Source organism: Pseudomonas sp. DL, from assembly GCF_047199225.1.
Taxonomy (GTDB): Bacteria; Pseudomonadota; Gammaproteobacteria; order Pseudomonadales; family Pseudomonadaceae; genus Pseudomonas; species Pseudomonas aeruginosa.
Genome location: NZ_CP178323.1, coordinates 5,111,295 through 5,127,559, shown reverse-complemented (window position 1 = coordinate 5,127,559; position 16,265 = coordinate 5,111,295). Strand labels below are relative to the sequence as shown.

The window sequence follows — 16,265 nt, the reverse complement described above, 5'->3', positions numbered from 1 at the left end:
TACCATTTGGCGAATTTTTTGCGCGGCTCGAATTTTTACTTAAAGGCCTGATTAGAACAGGTCTGAAGCTGATGGGAGACGACTGAATGAGTAATGACGGCGTGAATGCAGGCCGGCGTCGCTTCCTCGTCGCGGCCACCTCTGTGGTTGGCGCGGCGGGAGCGGTGGGTGCTGCGGTCCCGTTCGTAGGGTCATGGTTCCCCAGTGCCAAAGCCAAGGCTGCTGGCGCGCCGGTGCAGGTGAACGTGGGCAAGATCGATCCAGGTCAGCAGATCATCGCTGAATGGCGCGGCAAGCCTGTATTCATCGTGCACCGCACGAAGGAGATGCTGGACGCCCTGCCGAGCCTCGAAGGACAACTGGCCGACCCGGACTCCAAGGCCTCGGAGCAGCCGGAGTACGTCGATCCCAAGCTTCGCTCGATCAAGCCGGAACTGGCGGTGATCGTCGGCATCTGCACCCACCTGGGCTGCTCGCCGACCTTCCGTCCCGAAGTCGCCCCCGCCGACCTCGGTCCGGACTGGAAGGGTGGCTACTTCTGCCCTTGCCACGGCTCCCACTACGACCTCGCCGGTCGTGTCTACAAAGGCCAGCCAGCGCCGCTGAACCTGCCGATTCCGCCTTATACGTTCGATGCTGACGACGTCATCACCATCGGCGTGGACCAGGAGAAAGCCTGATGAACAAGTTCATGGCTTGGGTCGATGCGCGTTTTCCCGCGACCAAGATGTGGGAAGACCATCTGAGCAAGTACTACGCACCGAAGAACTTCAACTTCTGGTATTTCTTCGGTTCCCTGGCGCTGCTGGTGCTGGTCAACCAGATCCTCACCGGCATCTGGCTGACCATGAGCTTCACGCCGTCGGCCGAAGAGGCGTTCGCTTCCGTCGAATACATCATGCGCGATGTCGACTACGGCTGGATCATTCGCTACATGCACTCCACCGGTGCATCGGCGTTCTTCATCGTGGTCTACCTGCACATGTTCCGCGGCCTGCTCTACGGCTCCTATCAGAAGCCGCGCGAGCTGGTGTGGATCTTCGGCATGCTGATCTACCTGGCGCTGATGGCCGAGGCCTTCATGGGCTACCTGCTGCCTTGGGGTCAGATGTCCTACTGGGGCGCCCAGGTGATCATTTCCCTGTTCGGCGCGATTCCGGTGGTCGGCGAAGACCTGGCCCAGTGGATCCGCGGTGACTTCCTGATCTCCGGCATCACCCTGAACCGCTTCTTCGCCCTGCATGTGATCGCCCTGCCGATCGTCCTGCTCGGCCTGGTCGTGCTGCACATCCTGGCGCTGCACGAAGTCGGTTCGAACAACCCGGACGGCGTTGACATCAAGAAGAAGAAGGACGAGAACGGCGTACCGCTGGACGGCATCGCGTTCCATCCGTACTACACCGTGAAGGATATCGTCGGTGTGGTGGTGTTCCTGTTCATCTTCTGCACCGTGATCTTCTTCTTCCCGGAAATGGGCGGCTACTTCCTCGAGAAGCCCAACTTCGAGATGGCCAACCAGTTCAAGACCCCCGAGCACATCGCTCCGGTCTGGTACTTCACCCCGTTCTACGCGATCCTCCGCGCGGTTCCGGACAAGCTGATGGGCGTGGTGGCGATGGGTGCGGCGATCGCCGTGCTGTTCGTCCTGCCGTGGCTGGATCGCAGCCCGGTTCGCTCGATCCGCTACAAGGGCTGGCTGAGCAAGCTGTGGCTGGTGATCTTCGCGGTGTCCTTCGTGATCCTCGGCTACTACGGCGCCCAGGCTCCGAGCCCGCTGGGTACTACCCTGTCGCGCGTTTGCACCGTCCTGTATTTCGCCTTCTTCATCCTGATGCCGTTCTACACCCGGATGGAGAAGACCAAACCGGTTCCGGAAAGGGTGACTGGCTGATGAAAAAGCAATTCGCTGCACTGATTCTGGCGGTACTGCCAGTCCTGGGTTTCGCCGCTGGCGGCCATGGGCCGCAACTGGATCATGTCGATATCGACCTGACCGACAAGGCGGCCATGCAGGATGGCGCGCGTACCTTCGCCAACTACTGCATGGGCTGCCATAGCGCCAAGTTCCAGCGTTACGAGCGTGTCGCCACCGACCTGGGCATTCCTGCCGATCTGATGATGGAGAAGCTGGTGTTCACCGGCGCCAAGATCGGCGACCACATGGACATCGGCATGAAGCCGGCCGACGCCAAGACCTGGTTCGGCGCCGCTCCGCCGGATCTGACCCTGGTTGCCCGCGTACGCGGCACCGACTGGCTGTACAGCTACCTGCGCTCGTTCTACGAGGATCCCAAGCGTCCGTGGGGCGTGAACAACGTGATCTTCCCCAACGTCGGTATGCCGAACGTCCTGGCGCCCCTGCAGGGACGCCAGGTGATCGGCTGCAAGCAGGTACAGGTGGTCGAGGATGGCAAGAAGCAGTTCGATCCGTTGACCGGTACCCCGCTGACTCACGAAGCTTGTGACCAGTTGACCGTGGTGCCGAAGACCGGCGAGCTGAACGAAGCCCAGTTCGACGAGAAGGTCAAGAACCTGGTGACCTTCCTGGCCTATTCGGCCAACCCGAACAAGCTGGCCTCCGAGCGTATCGGTACCTATGTCCTGCTCTACCTGGCCTTCTTCTTCGTATTCGCCTATCTCCTCAAGCGCGAGTACTGGAAGGACGTGCACTAACCCGCACGTTGGTCTTCGAAGCGCGCGCCCTACGGGGCGCGCGCGTCTTTTCACCTCCCACAAGTCGACCTGCGAGGAGGGCTCCATGGCTTCAATCAACAAGCTGACCTGCTATTCCGACCCTGCCGATCATTACTGCCATCGCATCCGCCTGGTCCTGGCCGAGAAGAACGTGGCGGTAGAGGTGATCGATATCGAGGCGGGCCGCTGTCCGCCGATGCTGGCGGAGGTCAACCCCTACGGCAGCGTACCGACCCTGGTCGATCGCGACCTGGCGCTGTACGAGCCGACGGTGGTCATGGAATACCTCGACGAACGCTATCCGCATCCGCCGCTGCTGCCCGATTATCCGGTGAAGCGTGCCAACAGCCGCCTGTTGATCCATCGTATCCAGCGGGACTGGTGTTCCCTGGTGGACCGGATCCTGGATGCGCGCAGCAAGGAGGCCGAGCGGGTCCAGGCGCGCAAGGAGTTGCGCGAGAGCCTGACCGGGGTTTCCCCGCTGTTCGCCGACAAGGCATATTTCCTCAGCGAGGATTTCAGCCTGGTGGATTGCTGCCTGTTGCCGATCCTCTGGCGTCTGCCGTTGCTGGGCATCGAGTTGCCGCGGCAGGCCAAGCCGTTGCTCGACTACATGGAGCGCGGATTCGCCCGGGAAAGCTTCCGGGCCAGCCTGTCTTCCGTTGAACGAGATATGCGTTAAGGAACATGAAGATGAATTCCAGCCGTCCCTATCTGGTCCGCGCGCTCTATGAATGGATCGTCGACAACGATTGCACGCCACATATCCTGGTGAACGCAGAGTTCGCCGGGGTAAAGGTGCCTCCGGGTTATGCCAGCGATGGGCAGATCGTGCTCAATGTCTCGCCCTCTGCCGTGCGGCATCTGCACATGGACAACGAGGCGGTCAGCTTCGAGGGGCGTTTCGGCGGCGTGGCGCAGAGCCTGTACATTCCAGCGCTGGCGGTAATGGCCATCTACGCCCGGGAAAACGGCCAGGGCATGGTCTTCGATCTGGAGCAGCCGGGTCCGGTGGACGACGAGCCGGGCGATGACGATGGCGGACCGTCCGATGAGCCGCCGCGTCCCAGTGGCAGGCCATCCCTGAAGGTGGTCAAGTAAACGGCGAGCAATGAAAAAGGCGATCGAAGGATCGCCTTTTTTTCGTTCGCTGTTCTTCAGTTTATGTATTCGAACAGCTTGACGATCTTCTGCACCCCGTCGACGCCCTGGGCGACGCGGACAGCCTGGGCGGCTTCCTGCTGGTTGACCAGGCCCATCATGTAGACGATGCCGTTCTCGGTGACCACCTTGATCCGCGACGAGGGCACGTTGGGATCGCTGAGCATCTGGGTCTTCAGCTTGGTGGTGATCCAGGCGTCGTTGTTGCGGGCGAGCAGGGAGGAGGGCGAGGTCACCTGCAGTTCGTTATGCACGTTCTTGACCTTCTGCACCGTGCGCGCGGCCTGTTCGGCCTTGCTCTTGAGGTCGGCGCGCGGGGTCTGGCCGGCGATCAGAACGATGCCGTTGTAGCTGACCACGACGATGTGAGAGTCCTTGTCCAGGGCCGGATCGGCCTTGGCGATGTTCACCGCGGCCTTGGTCTCGATCAGCGAGTCGTCGATCTTGCTGCCGATGGTTCGGGTCCCGCGATCGTCGTCGATCGGTTTGTCCCGGGTGGCGCTGAGGAAACTGCTGCAGCCTCCCAGGGCCAGGCTCAGGGCCAGGGTGGCGGCGACGAAGGCGGTACGGCTCATTCTTCACTCCCGAACAGTTGGCGGTCGATCAGGTCGCAGAGGCAGTGGATGGCCAGCAGGTGGACTTCCTGGATGCGTGCGGTGATCTTGGAAGGAACGCGGATCTCCACGTCTTCCGGCAGCAGCAGCGAAGCCATGCCGCCACCGTCGCGGCCGGTCAGGGCGACCACCAGCATCTCGCGGTCGTGGGCCGCCTGGATGGCCTGGATCACGTTGGCCGAATTGCCGCTGGTGGAAATCGCCAGCAGGACGTCGCCCGGCTGGCCCAGGGCGCGGATCTGCTTGGAGAAGACTTCGTTGTAGCTGTAGTCGTTGGCGATCGAGGTGATGGTCGAGCTGTCGGTGGTCAGGGCCACGGCCGGCAGGCTCGGACGTTCGCGCTCGAAGCGGTTGAGCAGTTCGGAGGAGAAGTGCTGGGCATCGCCGGCCGAGCCGCCATTGCCGCAGGAGAGGATCTTGCCCTCGTTGAGCAGCGCATTGACCATCACCAGGCTGGCTTGCTCGATATAGGGAGGCAGTACTTCCAGCGCCTGCTGCTTGGTCTCGATGCTGGCCTGGAAGAGCTGGCGGATACGGTGTTGCATGTCCATCGGTAATGACCTTCGGTGGGGCGGCTGATCAGGCGTCGAATGCGTTCTGAATCCAGTCCAGTCGCGGTGGTGATTGTCCGTCGCTGGTATCGACGGTGACCACATCGAAGCGACAGGGGCGTTTGGCCCAGCGCGCCTCCTGTTGCAGAAAAAGTTCGGCGGAGAGAATCAGGCGCTGCCGCTTGCGCGCGTCGATGCTCTCCAGGGCTCCGCCCCAGGCGCGATGCCGGCGGGAGCGGACTTCGACGAATACTACTGTATCGCCGTCGAGCATGACCAGATCGAGCTCTCCGCGGCGACAGGTCCAATTCTTGCCAAGTGTGGCAAGGCCCTGTCGCCGTAGATGGGCGCAGGCCAGTTCCTCGGCCTGGCGCCCCTTGTCCCGGGAGCTTTCCCTATCGGTCAAAAGCTGCTGGTCCCCAGCGGCTGGACCTGGCCATTGCGGAACTCGGCCCATTGCAACTGGCGTTCGATACGTTGGGTCGGATTCAGGCTCAGGGTACCGGTCAGGCCGTCGATCTGCAGGCTCGGCACGGCCTTCAGTTCAGGCAGACGCGGAGCGAGGCGGTAGGCGTCGACGCCCATGGCGTAGAGGCGGCCCATGCTGCCGTTGGCCTGGGGCCATTGGGCGGCGACCTGCTGGCGGGTCGGGTCGCTGGGGTTGAGCAGCCACGGGGTCTCGCAGAAGCGGATGCCGTTGAGGTCCTGGTCCTGGGTCGGGTTGTTGGTCCCGGTGTAGAGGTGCGAAGTGGCGTAGACCGGAAGGTCGCCGGCGTACTGGAAGGCCAGGGTCGGCTTGATCTGGCGGGCCTGCTGCGGGGTGGCGGCGAGGAACACGAAGTCGATGTCCTGGCGGCGCGACGGCTGGGTGGCGATCTGGCTGCCGAGGGCGCCCTGCAGGCGCTGGGCGCGGCCTTCGCTCTGGCGCAGTTGCAGCAGGTCGGCGATCTGTTGCGCCAGTTGTACCGGCTGGTCGACATGCTCGGCGGCGATCAGGCTGCCGCCCGCGGACTGCCAGCTCTGGCTGAAGGCGGCCAACACGCGGTCGCCCCATTCGCCGCGCGGCACCAGCGCCACGGCCCGGCGCATGCCGTCGCCCCAGGCCCGGCTGGCCACCGCGCGCGCTTCGTCCTCGGCGGCGAGGCCGAACTGGAACAGCTGCGCCGGGCCTTCCTGGCTGTTGTCGCTGTAGTTGAGTGCGAGGGTGGTGATCGGCAGTTGCTCGCGGCTAGCGAGTTGCTTGACCAGCGGCTTCTCCAGTGGACCGACGACCAGTTCGACGCCATCGGCCTGGGCCTGGCGGTAGAAGTCATCTAGCGAGCGCACCTGGGTACTGTCGTAGAGCTTGATCGAAGGAGGATTCTGGCCGGCCTGCTGGGCCTGGAAGTGGGCGGCGAGGAAGCCGTCCTGCAGGGCCCGGGCGACGTTGGCCAACTGCCCCTGCTGGGGTAGCAGGAGGGCGATGCGGGTCAGCGGCTGCTGGGACAGCGTCTTGAGTTTCTCCAGCGCCGCCGGCAAGTGCTTGGCCGCCGGGTGCTCGGGGTTCTGCTGTTGCCAGCTCTCGATGCTGGCCTGCTGTTGCTGCAGGGTCGGCGAGGTCTTGGTGATGCGTGCCAGGGTCAGCCAGCCGCTGAGGTCGCCTTCGTTGGCGCTCGGTTGCAACTGGTCGACCGGCAGGCTGCTGACCAGGGTCCAGATCTTTTCCTGGTTCTCGATCACCGCCGGGCCCTCGAGCAGCGGTGCGAAGTAGATGCGCTCCTTGGCTGCGGCAAGGACCTGGCCGTCGGCGGCGAGGGCCTGGGCCTTGGCGCGCTGGGTACGAACCTGCTGGGTCACCGGCAGTTCGCTGAGATGCTGCATGCTCGGATGCTGCAATGCCTGCAGGGCGGCCTTGGGCTTGCTGCGGGCGAGGGCCAGTTCGGCGTTCAGGGTGCTGGCGAAGACCTGCTGGGCCGGCTTCAGGCTTTCCAGCGGAATCTGTCCCAGGATGGCGGTGGACCTGGCGAGGTCCTTCTGCTGGTAGGCAAGGTCCGCTGCCGAGAGGCGCAGCAGCGCCGCTTCCTCGGGCTTGCTCTGGCTGGCCTGTTGCAACAACTGCTCGATGCTGGCATTCGGCGTACGGGGAAGTTCGCCCAGTCCGGAATTGGACGAGGTCGCGCAGGCGGTCAGCAGACCGGCCAGGATCAGAGCAGAAAGCGGACGCAGGCAAGCGATCATATAGGGCTTCTCATGGCGCATTCACGAAGAGTCGCCGATTGTACCGGAGGCCCGCCTCGGGTGCGATGGCGGCACCCTGAATCGCGATACAATGCCGCCTTTTCAGATAGCTCCCGAGGTATTTTCGTGTCAGCAGGCACTCTGTTCGTAGTGGCGACCCCGATCGGCAATCTCGACGACATCAGCCCGCGCGCCCTGCGGGTGCTGCGGGAGGTGGCCCTGGTGGCTGCGGAGGATACCCGCCATTCGATCCGGCTGTTCCAGCACTTCGGCATCGAGACGCCATTGGCGGCCTGCCACGAGCACAACGAGCGCGAGGAGGGCGGGCGCTTCATCTCCCGGCTGCAGGGTGGGGAGGACGTCGCGCTGATCTCGGACGCCGGTACCCCGCTGATTTCCGATCCCGGCTTCCACCTGGTGCGCCAGGCACAGGCGCTGGGTATCCGGGTGGTCCCGGTGCCGGGCTCCTGCGCGCTGATCGCGGCGCTGTCGGCGGCGGGATTGCCGTCGGACCGGTTCATCTTCGAAGGTTTCCTGCCCGCCAAGGCTGCGGGACGACGCAGCCGCCTCCAGGCGGTACAGGAAGAGCCGCGCACGCTGATTTTCTACGAGGCGCCCCATCGTCTGCTGGAAAGCCTGGCGGACATGCGCGACGTGTTCGGCGGGGAGCGCCGTGCGGTGCTGGCGCGGGAGCTGAGCAAGACCTTCGAGACCATTCGCAGCCTGCCGTTGGCCGAACTGCACGATTGGGTCGCGTCGGACAGCAACCAGCAGCGCGGCGAGTGCGTTGTGCTGGTGGCGGGGTGGCAGGCGCCGGAAGGCGAGGAGTCGATCGGTGCGGAGGCGCTCAGGGTGCTCGACCTGCTGCTTGCCGAGCTGCCGTTGAAGAAAGCCGCGGCGCTGGCGGCGGAAATTACCGGGGTGCGAAAAAACCTTTTGTATCAACAGGCTTTGCAACGCCAAGGGAAGAGTTGAGCTTGTTCTTCGCGCCTGCTCCCGCTAACCTTGTCGGCGGAGAGTCGATTGGACAGTCGCTGTCGCGCAATAGCGCGGTGGAGGAAAGTCCGGGCTCCATAGGGCAGAGTGCCAGGTAACGCCTGGGAGGCGCGAGCCTACGGAAAGTGCCACAGAAAATAACCGCCTAAGCGCAACAGCGCCGGTAAGGGTGAAAAGGTGCGGTAAGAGCGCACCGCACGGCTGGCAACAGTGCGTGGCTAGGTAAACCCCACTCGGAGCAAGACCAAATAGGAATCCATTGGCGCGGCCCGCGTTGGATTCGGGTAGGTCGCTTGAGGCGTACAGTGATGTGCGTCCCAGAGGAATGGCTGTCCTCGACAGAACCCGGCTTATAGATCGACTCTCCCACTTCTTCCCACTCTCTTCGCTTTTTCCCGGTTTTATCCGTCCGTCGCAAAAGCGAAAAGCCGCAACTCTTGATAAATCACTTTAAGTTCGAAGGCTAAGACTTTGGACTTATTGTGTTTTGTCATCTCTTTTACTTCTAAAAGCGCTCCGCAACCTTCCAAAAGCACGCTAAATCTCCGTCCTGTAAGGATTTTTCACTTCTGACGCGCCTTGACGGTGGGGAGTGTGGATTTCTATAGTGTGCAGAAGTGGTATGAAGTGGGTAAAAGTGGGATCAATTGGCATGGAAAGCCAACCACAGGGGAAGCGCTGACGTGTTTCGCGGAGCTAATGCCATAAGTCTCGACGCCAAAGGGCGCCTCGCGATGCCGAGTCGGTATCGTGACGAGCTCGTTTCGCGTTGTGCCGGCCAGCTCATCGTCACTATCGACGCAGTCGACCCCTGCCTCACCGTTTACCCCTTGCCCGAATGGGAACTGATCGAAGCCAAGCTGCGCGAGCTGCCTTCTTTGCGAGAAGAAACGCGGCGCCTGCAGCGGCTGCTGATCGGTAATGCCGTCGATCTGGAACTGGACGGAAACGGGCGTTTCCTGATTCCGCCGCGCCTGCGCGAGTACGCCAAGCTGGACAAGCGGGCGATGCTGGTGGGGCAACTGAACAAGTTTCAGTTGTGGGATGAGGATGCCTGGAACGCCATGGCTGAAGCCGACCTGGCGGCAATCAAACAACCCGGTGGGCTGCCGGACGAACTACGCGACCTGATCCTTTGACTATGAATGCCACCTACCGCCATATCACCGTTCTGCTCGAGGAGGCCGTTTCCGCACTGGCCCCGCGGGAGGACGGCTGCTATCTGGACGGTACCTTCGGAAGAGGGGGCCATAGTCGAGCCTTGCTCGAGAAACTGGGCGCCGGGGGACGCCTGCTCGGATTCGACAAAGATCCCCAGGCCATCCAGACAGGAAAAGCATTGGCGGCCGAAGACGGCCGCTTCGTCATTGTGCAGCGCTCGTTCGCCGAACTGGGCGATGAGGTGCGCGCACGCGGTCTCGAAGGGCGGGTCGATGGCGTCCTGCTCGACCTTGGCGTGTCGTCGCCGCAACTCGACGATCCCGAGCGCGGCTTCAGCTTCCTCAACGATGGTCCGCTGGACATGCGCATGAATCCCGGCCAGGGCATCAGCGCAGCGGAGTTCATCGCCAACGCCACCGAAGAGGAAATCGCCCGGGTCTTCAAGGAATATGGCGAAGAACGCTTCGCCAAGCGGATGGCCCGCGCCATCGTGCAGCGCCGTCAGGAGCGGCCGTTCGAACGAACTGCCGATCTCGCCGAAGTGATCACGGTTGCCAACCCCGCCTGGGAGAAGGGCAAGAATCCGGCGACCCGCGCATTCCAGGGCCTGCGCATCCATGTGAACAATGAGCTGGGCGATCTCGAGCGTGGCCTTGACGCCGCGCTCGAATCGCTGGCCGTCGGCGGCCGGCTGGTGGTGATCAGTTTCCATTCCCTGGAAGACCGCATCGTCAAGCTGTTCATGCGCAAGCACGCCAAGGGCGAGGCGGACAACCTGCCGCGCGACCTGCCGATCCGTTCCAAGGTCTTCGAGCCGCGCCTGAAGCTGCTGGGCAAGCCGCAGTACGCTTCGGAAGAAGAACTCAAGGCCAACCCGCGCTCGCGCAGCGCGGTCATGCGCGTGGCGGAGAAGCTGAGATGAGCCGTCTCTTCGTCAAGCGCCTGCCTACCGGCAGCTTCCTCATGTTGCTGCTTTATATAGGTCTGCTGCTCTCGGCGATTGCCGTGGCCTACAGCACCTACTGGAACCGGCAACTGCTCAACTCGCTGTATTCCGAGCTGAGCGTGCGCGACAAGGCGCAGGCCGAGTGGGGCCGGTTGATTCTCGAGCAGAGCACCTGGACCGCCCATAGCCGCATCGAAAGCCTGGCGGTGGAACAGTTGCGCATGCGCGTTCCCGACCCGGCCGAGGTCAGGATGGTGGCGCCATGAAACTGAATTATTTCCAGGGCGCCCTCTACCCATGGCGGTTCTGCGTGATCGTCGGCCTGCTGCTGGCGATGGTCGGCGCCATCGTCTGGCGAATCGTCGACCTGCACGTGATCGACCATGACTTCCTCAAGGGCCAGGGCGACGCGCGTAGCGTGCGGCATATCGCCATCCCTGCGCACCGGGGCCTGATCACTGACCGCAACGGCGAACCGCTGGCGGTGAGCACCCCGGTCACCACCCTGTGGGCCAACCCCAAGGAGCTGATGGCCGCCAAGGAACGCTGGCCGCAACTGGCGGCGGCGCTCGGGCAGGATACCAAGCTGTTCGCCGACCGCATCGAGCAGAACGCCGAGCGCGAGTTCATCTATCTGGTCCGTGGGCTGACCCCGGAGCAGGGCGAAGGCGTGATCGCCCTGAAGGTGCCCGGCGTGTACTCCATCGAGGAGTTTCGGCGTTTCTACCCGGCTGGCGAAGTGGTGGCCCATGCGGTCGGCTTTACCGATGTCGACGACCGCGGTCGCGAAGGTATCGAGCTGGCTTTCGACGAATGGCTGGCCGGCGTGCCGGGCAAGCGCCAGGTGCTCAAGGATCGCCGTGGCCGCGTGATCAAGGACGTGCAGGTCACCAAGAATGCCAAACCGGGCAAGACCCTTGCGCTGTCCATCGACCTGCGCCTGCAGTACCTGGCTCATCGCGAACTGCGCAACGCTCTGCTGGAGAACAGCGCCAAGGCCGGCAGCTTGGTGATCATGGACGTGAAGACCGGGGAGATCCTGGCCATGACCAACCAGCCCACCTACAACCCGAACAATCGTCGTAACCTGCAGCCGGCGGCCATGCGCAACCGGGCGATGATCGACGTGTTCGAGCCGGGCTCGACGGTCAAGCCGTTCTCGATGAGCGCGGCGCTGGCCAGCGGGCGCTGGAAACCCAGCGATATCGTCGACGTCTACCCGGGCACCCTGCAGATCGGCCGCTACACCATTCGCGACGTATCGCGCAATTCGCGGCAACTCGATCTCACCGGCATCCTGATCAAGTCGAGCAACGTCGGCATCAGCAAGATCGCCTTCGACATCGGCGCCGAATCCATCTACTCGGTCATGCAACAGGTCGGTCTCGGGCAGGACACGGGGTTGGGCTTCCCCGGCGAGCGCGTCGGCAACCTGCCCAACCACCGCAAGTGGCCGAAGGCGGAAACCGCGACCCTGGCCTACGGCTACGGTCTCTCGGTAACCGCGATCCAGTTGGCGCATGCCTATGCGGCCCTGGCCAATGACGGCAAGAGCGTGCCGCTGAGCATGACCCGAGTCGACCGCGTGCCGGATGGCGTGCAGGTGATCTCGCCTGAAGTGGCTTCCACCGTGCAGGGCATGCTGCAACAAGTGGTCGAGGCCCAGGGCGGGGTGTTCCGCGCCCAGGTGCCGGGTTACCACGCCGCCGGCAAGAGCGGGACCGCGCGCAAGGTCTCGGTCGGCACCAAGGGCTACCGGGAAAACGCCTATCGCTCGCTGTTCGCCGGTTTCGCCCCGGCCACCGATCCGCGCATCGCGATGGTCGTGGTGATCGACGAGCCGAGCAAGGCGGGCTACTTCGGCGGCCTGGTGTCGGCGCCGGTGTTCAGCAAGGTCATGGCTGGCGCGCTGCGCCTGATGAACGTGCCGCCGGATAACCTGCCGACGGCCACCGAACAGCAGCAGGTCAATGCTGCGCCCGCAAAAGGAGGGCGTGGCTGATGCCTATGAGCCTGAACCAACTGTTTCCCCAGGCCGAGCGCGATCTGCTGATCCGCGAGCTGACCCTGGATAGCCGCGGCGTTCGTCCGGGCGACCTGTTCCTGGCGGTGCCGGGCGGGCGCCAGGATGGTCGTGCGCACATCGCCGATGCCCTGGCCAAGGGCGCGGCTGCCGTGGCTTACGAGGCGGAAGGCGCCGGAGAGCTGCCGCCCAGCGATGCGCCGCTGATCGCGGTGAAGGGGCTGGTCGCGCAACTGTCGGCGGTCGCCGGGCGTTTCTACGGCGAGCCGAGCCGCGGGCTGGACCTGATCGGCGTCACCGGCACCAACGGCAAGACCAGCGTCAGCCAACTGGTGGCCCAGGCCCTGGATCTGCTCGGCGAGCGCTGCGGCATCGTCGGCACCCTCGGCACCGGTTTCTACGGCGCCCTGGAGAGCGGCCGGCACACCACGCCGGACCCGCTCGCGGTGCAGGCCACGCTGGCCACGCTGAAGCAGGCCGGCGCCCGCGCGGTAGCGATGGAAGTGTCTTCCCACGGCCTCGACCAGGGCCGCGTGGCGGCGCTCGGTTTCGATATCGCGGTGTTCACCAATCTGTCCCGCGACCACCTCGACTATCACGGTTCGATGGAAGCCTATGCCGCCGCCAAGGCCAAGCTGTTCGCCTGGCCGGGCCTGCGCTGCCGGGTGATCAACCTGGACGACGATTTCGGCCGTCGACTGGCCGGCGAGGAGCAGGACTCGGAGCTGATCACCTACAGCCTCACCGACAGCTCGGCGTTCCTCTATTGCCGCGAAGCGCGCTTCGGCGACGCCGGCATCGAGGCGGCGCTGGTCACTCCGCACGGCGAGGGCCTGCTGCGCAGCCCGTTGCTCGGCCGCTTCAACCTGAGCAACCTGCTGGCGGCGGTCGGTGCGTTGCTTGGCCTGGGTTATCCCCTGGGCGATATCCTCCGCACCTTGCCGCAACTGCAGGGGCCGGTCGGCCGCATGCAGCGCCTGGGAGGCGGCGACAAGCCGCTGGTGGTGGTGGACTACGCGCATACTCCCGACGCCCTGGAAAAAGTCCTGGAGGCCCTGCGTCCGCACGCGGCCGCGCGCCTGCTGTGCCTGTTCGGCTGCGGTGGCGATCGCGATGCCGGCAAGCGTCCGCTGATGGCTGCGATTGCCGAACGCCTGGCGGATGGGGTGCTGGTCACCGACGACAACCCGCGCACCGAGGCCAGTGCGGCGATCATCGCCGATATCCGCAAAGGCTTCGCTGCCGCTGACAAGGTTACCTTCCTGCCGTCGCGCGGTGAGGCGATCGCCCATCTGATCGCTTCCGCTGCGGTGGATGACGTGGTGCTCCTGGCTGGCAAGGGTCACGAGGATTATCAGGAGATCGACGGCGTACGCCATCCGTTCTCCGACATCGAGCAGGCCGAGCGCGCCCTGGCCGCCTGGGAGGTGCCGCATGCTTGAGCCTCTTCGCCTCAGCCAGTTGACGGTCGCGCTGGACGCCCGCCTGATCGGCGAGGACGCCGTCTTTTCGGCGGTTTCCACCGACAGTCGCGCCATCGGGCCCGGCCAACTGTTCATTGCCCTGAGTGGGCCGCGTTTCGACGGCCACGACTATCTCGCCGAGGTTGCCGCCAAGGGCGCGGTGGCTGCGCTGGTGGAGCGCGAAGTCGCCGACGCGCCCCTGCCGCAATTGCTGGTGCGCGATACCCGTGCGGCCCTGGGGCGACTGGGCGCGCTGAACCGGCGCAAGTTCACCGGCCCGCTGGCGGCCATGACGGGCTCCAGCGGCAAGACCACGGTCAAGGAGATGCTCGCCAGCATCCTGCGTACCCAGGCCGGCGATGCCGAGTCGGTGCTGGCTACCCGTGGCAATCTGAACAACGACCTCGGCGTACCGCTGACCCTGCTGCAACTGGCGCCGCAGCACCGTAGCGCAGTGATCGAACTGGGCGCCTCGCGCATCGGCGAGATCGCCTACACGGTTGAGCTGACCCGCCCGCACGTGGCGATCATCACCAATGCCGGAACCGCCCATGTCGGCGAGTTCGGCGGACCGGAGAAGATCGTCGAGGCGAAGGGCGAGATACTCGAAGGGCTGGCCGCCGACGGCACCGCCGTGCTGAACCTGGACGACAAGGCCTTCGACACCTGGAAGGCCCGTGCCAGCGGCCGTCCGTTGCTGACTTTCTCCCTCGACCGGCCCCAGGCCGATTTCCGCGCCGCCGATCTGCAGCGCGATGCGCGTGGCTGCATGGGCTTCAGGCTGCAGGGCGTAGCGGGTGAAGCGCAGGTCCAGCTCAACCTGCTGGGGCGGCACAATGTCGCCAATGCCCTGGCTGCCGCCGCTGCCGCCCATGCACTGGGCGTGCCGCTGGATGGGATCGTCGCCGGGCTGCAGGCGCTGCAGCCGGTCAAGGGCCGCGCGGTAGCGCAACTGACCGCCAGCGGGCTGCGTGTGATAGACGACAGCTACAACGCCAACCCCGCGTCAATGCTGGCGGCGATTGATATACTGAGCGGCTTTTCCGGGCGCACCGTCCTGGTCCTCGGAGACATGGGCGAACTCGGTTCCTGGGCCGAGCAGGCCCACCGCGAGGTGGGCGCCTACGCCGCTGGCAAGGTGTCCGCGCTCTATGCGGTCGGACCGCTGATGGCCCACGCCGTACAGGCGTTCGGCGCCACGGGCCGGCACTTCGCCGACCAGGCCAGCCTGATCGGGGCGCTGGCCACCGAACAACCGACAACCACCATTTTGATCAAGGGTTCCCGCAGTGCGGCGATGGACAAAGTCGTCGCGGCGCTGTGCGGTTCCTCCGAGGAGAGTCACTAATGCTCCTGCTGCTGGCCGAATACCTGCAACAGTTCTACAAGGGCTTCGGCGTCTTCCAGTACCTGACCCTGCGCGGCATTCTCAGCGTGCTCACCGCGCTGTCGCTGTCGCTGTGGCTGGGGCCCTGGATGATCCGTACCTTGCAGATCCGCCAGATCGGCCAGGCCGTGCGCAACGACGGTCCGCAGTCGCACCTGTCGAAGAAGGGCACCCCGACCATGGGCGGCGCCCTGATCCTTACCGCCATAGCCATCAGCACGCTGCTGTGGGCGGATCTTTCCAACCGCTACGTGTGGGTAGTGCTGGTCGTTACCCTGCTGTTCGGTGCCATCGGCTGGGTGGACGACTACCGCAAGGTGATCGAGAAGAACTCCCGTGGCCTGCCGAGCCGCTGGAAGTACTTCTGGCAGTCGGTGTTCGGCATCGGCGCCGCCGTGTTCCTCTACATGACTGCCGAAACCCCGATCGAGACCACCCTGATCGTGCCGATGCTGAAGAGCGTCGAGATCCAGTTGGGCATCTTCTTCGTGGTCCTGACCTACTTCGTCATCGTCGGTTCGAGCAATGCAGTGAACCTCACCGACGGTCTCGACGGCCTGGCGATCATGCCGACGGTAATGGTTGCCGGCGCGCTGGGCATCTTCTGCTACCTGTCGGGCAACGTGAAGTTCGCCGAGTACCTGTTGATTCCCAACGTACCGGGCGCCGGCGAGCTGATCGTGTTCTGCGCCGCGCTGGTCGGCGCCGGCCTCGGCTTCCTCTGGTTCAACACCTATCCGGCGCAGGTCTTCATGGGCGACGTCGGCGCGTTGGCGCTGGGCGCCGCGCTGGGCACCATCGCGGTGATCGTGCGCCAGGAAATTGTGCTGTTCATCATGGGTGGGGTGTTCGTCATGGAAACCCTCTCGGTGATGATCCAGGTCGCTTCCTTCAAGCTGACCGGACGCCGCGTCTTCCGCATGGCGCCGATCCATCACCATTTCGAACTGAAAGGCTGGCCGGAGCCGCGCGTGATCGTGCGCTTCTGGATCATCACCGTGATCCTGGTGCTGATCGGCCTCGCCACCTTGAAGCTGCGTTGAGGACGAAGA

The 16,265-nt window shown here is 64.3% G+C and carries 17 protein-coding genes and 1 other RNA gene; 14 read left to right on the top strand and 4 right to left on the bottom strand.

What is annotated here, in order from left to right:
- Nucleotides 1-86: 86 nt before the first annotated feature.
- From petA to ACI766_RS23945, 5 genes are all read left to right on the top strand, one after another.
- Complete coding sequence (gene petA / locus ACI766_RS23965) at nt 87-680, top strand: ubiquinol-cytochrome c reductase iron-sulfur subunit (protein ID WP_003100631.1); 594 nt, start codon at nt 87-89, stop codon at nt 678-680.
- A complete protein-coding gene (locus tag ACI766_RS23960) occupies nt 680-1,891 on the top strand; it encodes a cytochrome b (protein WP_003094159.1) in 1,212 nt (403 codons plus the stop codon). The genes petA and ACI766_RS23960 overlap by 1 nt, the downstream gene beginning before the upstream one ends.
- Nucleotides 1,891-2,673 carry a cytochrome c1 gene (locus tag ACI766_RS23955; protein ID WP_003094157.1) on the top strand — a complete coding sequence of 261 codons (783 nt, stop codon included), beginning with the start codon at nt 1,891-1,893 and terminating at the stop codon, nt 2,671-2,673. The genes ACI766_RS23960 and ACI766_RS23955 overlap by 1 nt, the downstream gene beginning before the upstream one ends.
- 85 nt (nt 2,674-2,758) lie before the next feature.
- Nucleotides 2,759-3,376 carry a glutathione S-transferase N-terminal domain-containing protein gene (locus tag ACI766_RS23950; protein WP_003094155.1) on the top strand — a complete coding sequence of 206 codons (618 nt, stop codon included), beginning with the start codon at nt 2,759-2,761 and terminating at the stop codon, nt 3,374-3,376.
- Between the two features lie 11 nt (nt 3,377-3,387).
- Nucleotides 3,388-3,795 carry a ClpXP protease specificity-enhancing factor gene (locus tag ACI766_RS23945; RefSeq protein WP_003094153.1) on the top strand — a complete coding sequence of 136 codons (408 nt, stop codon included), beginning with the start codon at nt 3,388-3,390 and terminating at the stop codon, nt 3,793-3,795.
- A 56-nt stretch (nt 3,796-3,851) separates the two neighbouring features.
- Here ACI766_RS23945 and ACI766_RS23940 read toward each other — a convergent pair whose 3' ends face one another.
- From ACI766_RS23940 to ACI766_RS23925, 4 genes are read right to left on the bottom strand one after another with little or no spacing between them, the layout of a single operon-like run.
- Nucleotides 3,852-4,430: a BON domain-containing protein gene (locus ACI766_RS23940; RefSeq protein ID WP_003094151.1), complete on the bottom strand. Its 579-nt coding sequence runs from the start codon at nt 4,428-4,430 to the stop codon at nt 3,852-3,854.
- The gene (locus ACI766_RS23935) at nt 4,427-5,020 is read right to left on the bottom strand and encodes a phosphoheptose isomerase (protein WP_003094149.1); all 594 of its coding nucleotides are present in this window, start codon (nt 5,018-5,020) and stop codon (nt 4,427-4,429) included. Before ACI766_RS23935 ends, ACI766_RS23940 begins: the two co-directional genes overlap by 4 nt.
- Nucleotides 5,021-5,048: 28 nt before the next feature.
- Complete coding sequence (locus tag ACI766_RS23930) at nt 5,049-5,426, bottom strand: YraN family protein (protein ID WP_003110149.1); 378 nt, start codon at nt 5,424-5,426, stop codon at nt 5,049-5,051.
- Nucleotides 5,423-7,237 carry a penicillin-binding protein activator gene (locus ACI766_RS23925; protein ID WP_003103096.1) on the bottom strand — a complete coding sequence of 605 codons (1,815 nt, stop codon included), beginning with the start codon at nt 7,235-7,237 and terminating at the stop codon, nt 5,423-5,425. The genes ACI766_RS23930 and ACI766_RS23925 overlap by 4 nt, the downstream gene beginning before the upstream one ends.
- Before the next feature lie 126 nt (nt 7,238-7,363).
- Between ACI766_RS23925 and rsmI the strand changes: the two genes are divergently transcribed.
- The 9 genes from rsmI to mraY all read left to right on the top strand — a co-directional run bounded on the left by rsmI (nt 7,364) and on the right by mraY (nt 16,256).
- The gene (rsmI, locus tag ACI766_RS23920) at nt 7,364-8,212 is read left to right on the top strand and encodes a 16S rRNA (cytidine(1402)-2'-O)-methyltransferase (RefSeq protein WP_003120901.1); all 849 of its coding nucleotides are present in this window, start codon (nt 7,364-7,366) and stop codon (nt 8,210-8,212) included.
- A 40-nt stretch (nt 8,213-8,252) separates the two neighbouring features.
- Nucleotides 8,253-8,602, top strand: an RNA gene (gene rnpB / locus ACI766_RS23915) — RNase P RNA component class A.
- Nucleotides 8,603-8,916: 314 nt separating this feature from the next.
- On the top strand, nt 8,917-9,372 hold the full coding sequence (gene mraZ, locus ACI766_RS23910; RefSeq protein ID WP_003103101.1) for a division/cell wall cluster transcriptional repressor MraZ: 456 nt from the start codon (nt 8,917-8,919) through the stop codon (nt 9,370-9,372).
- A 2-nt stretch (nt 9,373-9,374) separates the two neighbouring features.
- Nucleotides 9,375-10,316, top strand: coding sequence for a 16S rRNA (cytosine(1402)-N(4))-methyltransferase RsmH (gene rsmH, locus ACI766_RS23905; RefSeq protein WP_003110151.1), 942 nt, complete (start codon nt 9,375-9,377; stop codon nt 10,314-10,316).
- A complete protein-coding gene (gene ftsL, locus ACI766_RS23900; RefSeq protein ID WP_003094142.1) occupies nt 10,313-10,606 on the top strand; it encodes a cell division protein FtsL in 294 nt (97 codons plus the stop codon). Before rsmH ends, ftsL begins: the two co-directional genes overlap by 4 nt.
- Nucleotides 10,603-12,342 carry a peptidoglycan D,D-transpeptidase FtsI gene (ftsI, locus tag ACI766_RS23895; RefSeq protein ID WP_087823834.1) on the top strand — a complete coding sequence of 580 codons (1,740 nt, stop codon included), beginning with the start codon at nt 10,603-10,605 and terminating at the stop codon, nt 12,340-12,342. The genes ftsL and ftsI overlap by 4 nt, the downstream gene beginning before the upstream one ends.
- Nucleotides 12,342-13,805, top strand: a complete 1,464-nt coding sequence (locus tag ACI766_RS23890; RefSeq protein ID WP_017002535.1) for a UDP-N-acetylmuramoyl-L-alanyl-D-glutamate--2,6-diaminopimelate ligase — start codon at nt 12,342-12,344, stop codon at nt 13,803-13,805. Before ftsI ends, ACI766_RS23890 begins: the two co-directional genes overlap by 1 nt.
- Entirely contained in the window at nt 13,798-15,174 is a 1,377-nt protein-coding gene (locus ACI766_RS23885; protein WP_003103103.1) for a UDP-N-acetylmuramoyl-tripeptide--D-alanyl-D-alanine ligase, read from the top strand. Before ACI766_RS23890 ends, ACI766_RS23885 begins: the two co-directional genes overlap by 8 nt.
- Nucleotides 15,174-16,256, top strand: a complete 1,083-nt coding sequence (gene mraY / locus ACI766_RS23880; RefSeq protein WP_003094129.1) for a phospho-N-acetylmuramoyl-pentapeptide-transferase — start codon at nt 15,174-15,176, stop codon at nt 16,254-16,256. The genes ACI766_RS23885 and mraY overlap by 1 nt, the downstream gene beginning before the upstream one ends.
- The last annotated feature ends 9 nt before the right edge of the window (nt 16,257-16,265 follow it).

What these genes read in the sequence shown, in the direction of transcription:
- petA (WP_003100631.1), top strand. Translation starts at nt 87, where the DNA reads ATGAGTAATGACGGCGTGAATGCAGGCCGGCGTCGCTTCCTCGTCGCG.
- ACI766_RS23960 (WP_003094159.1), top strand. Translation starts at nt 680, where the DNA reads ATGAACAAGTTCATGGCTTGGGTCGATGCGCGTTTTCCCGCGACCAAG.
- ACI766_RS23955 (WP_003094157.1), top strand. Translation starts at nt 1,891, where the DNA reads ATGAAAAAGCAATTCGCTGCACTGATTCTGGCGGTACTGCCAGTCCTG.
- ACI766_RS23950 (WP_003094155.1), top strand. Translation starts at nt 2,759, where the DNA reads ATGGCTTCAATCAACAAGCTGACCTGCTATTCCGACCCTGCCGATCAT.
- ACI766_RS23945 (WP_003094153.1), top strand. Translation starts at nt 3,388, where the DNA reads ATGAATTCCAGCCGTCCCTATCTGGTCCGCGCGCTCTATGAATGGATC.
- ACI766_RS23940 (WP_003094151.1), bottom strand. Translation starts at nt 4,430, where the DNA reads ATGAGCCGTACCGCCTTCGTCGCCGCCACCCTGGCCCTGAGCCTGGCC.
- ACI766_RS23935 (WP_003094149.1), bottom strand. Translation starts at nt 5,020, where the DNA reads ATGGACATGCAACACCGTATCCGCCAGCTCTTCCAGGCCAGCATCGAG.
- ACI766_RS23925 (WP_003103096.1), bottom strand. Translation starts at nt 7,237, where the DNA reads ATGATCGCTTGCCTGCGTCCGCTTTCTGCTCTGATCCTGGCCGGTCTG.
- rsmH (WP_003110151.1), top strand. Translation starts at nt 9,375, where the DNA reads ATGAATGCCACCTACCGCCATATCACCGTTCTGCTCGAGGAGGCCGTT.
- ftsL (WP_003094142.1), top strand. Translation starts at nt 10,313, where the DNA reads ATGAGCCGTCTCTTCGTCAAGCGCCTGCCTACCGGCAGCTTCCTCATG.
- ftsI (WP_087823834.1), top strand. Translation starts at nt 10,603, where the DNA reads ATGAAACTGAATTATTTCCAGGGCGCCCTCTACCCATGGCGGTTCTGC.
- ACI766_RS23890 (WP_017002535.1), top strand. Translation starts at nt 12,342, where the DNA reads ATGCCTATGAGCCTGAACCAACTGTTTCCCCAGGCCGAGCGCGATCTG.
- ACI766_RS23885 (WP_003103103.1), top strand. Translation starts at nt 13,798, where the DNA reads ATGCTTGAGCCTCTTCGCCTCAGCCAGTTGACGGTCGCGCTGGACGCC.
- mraY (WP_003094129.1), top strand. Translation starts at nt 15,174, where the DNA reads ATGCTCCTGCTGCTGGCCGAATACCTGCAACAGTTCTACAAGGGCTTC.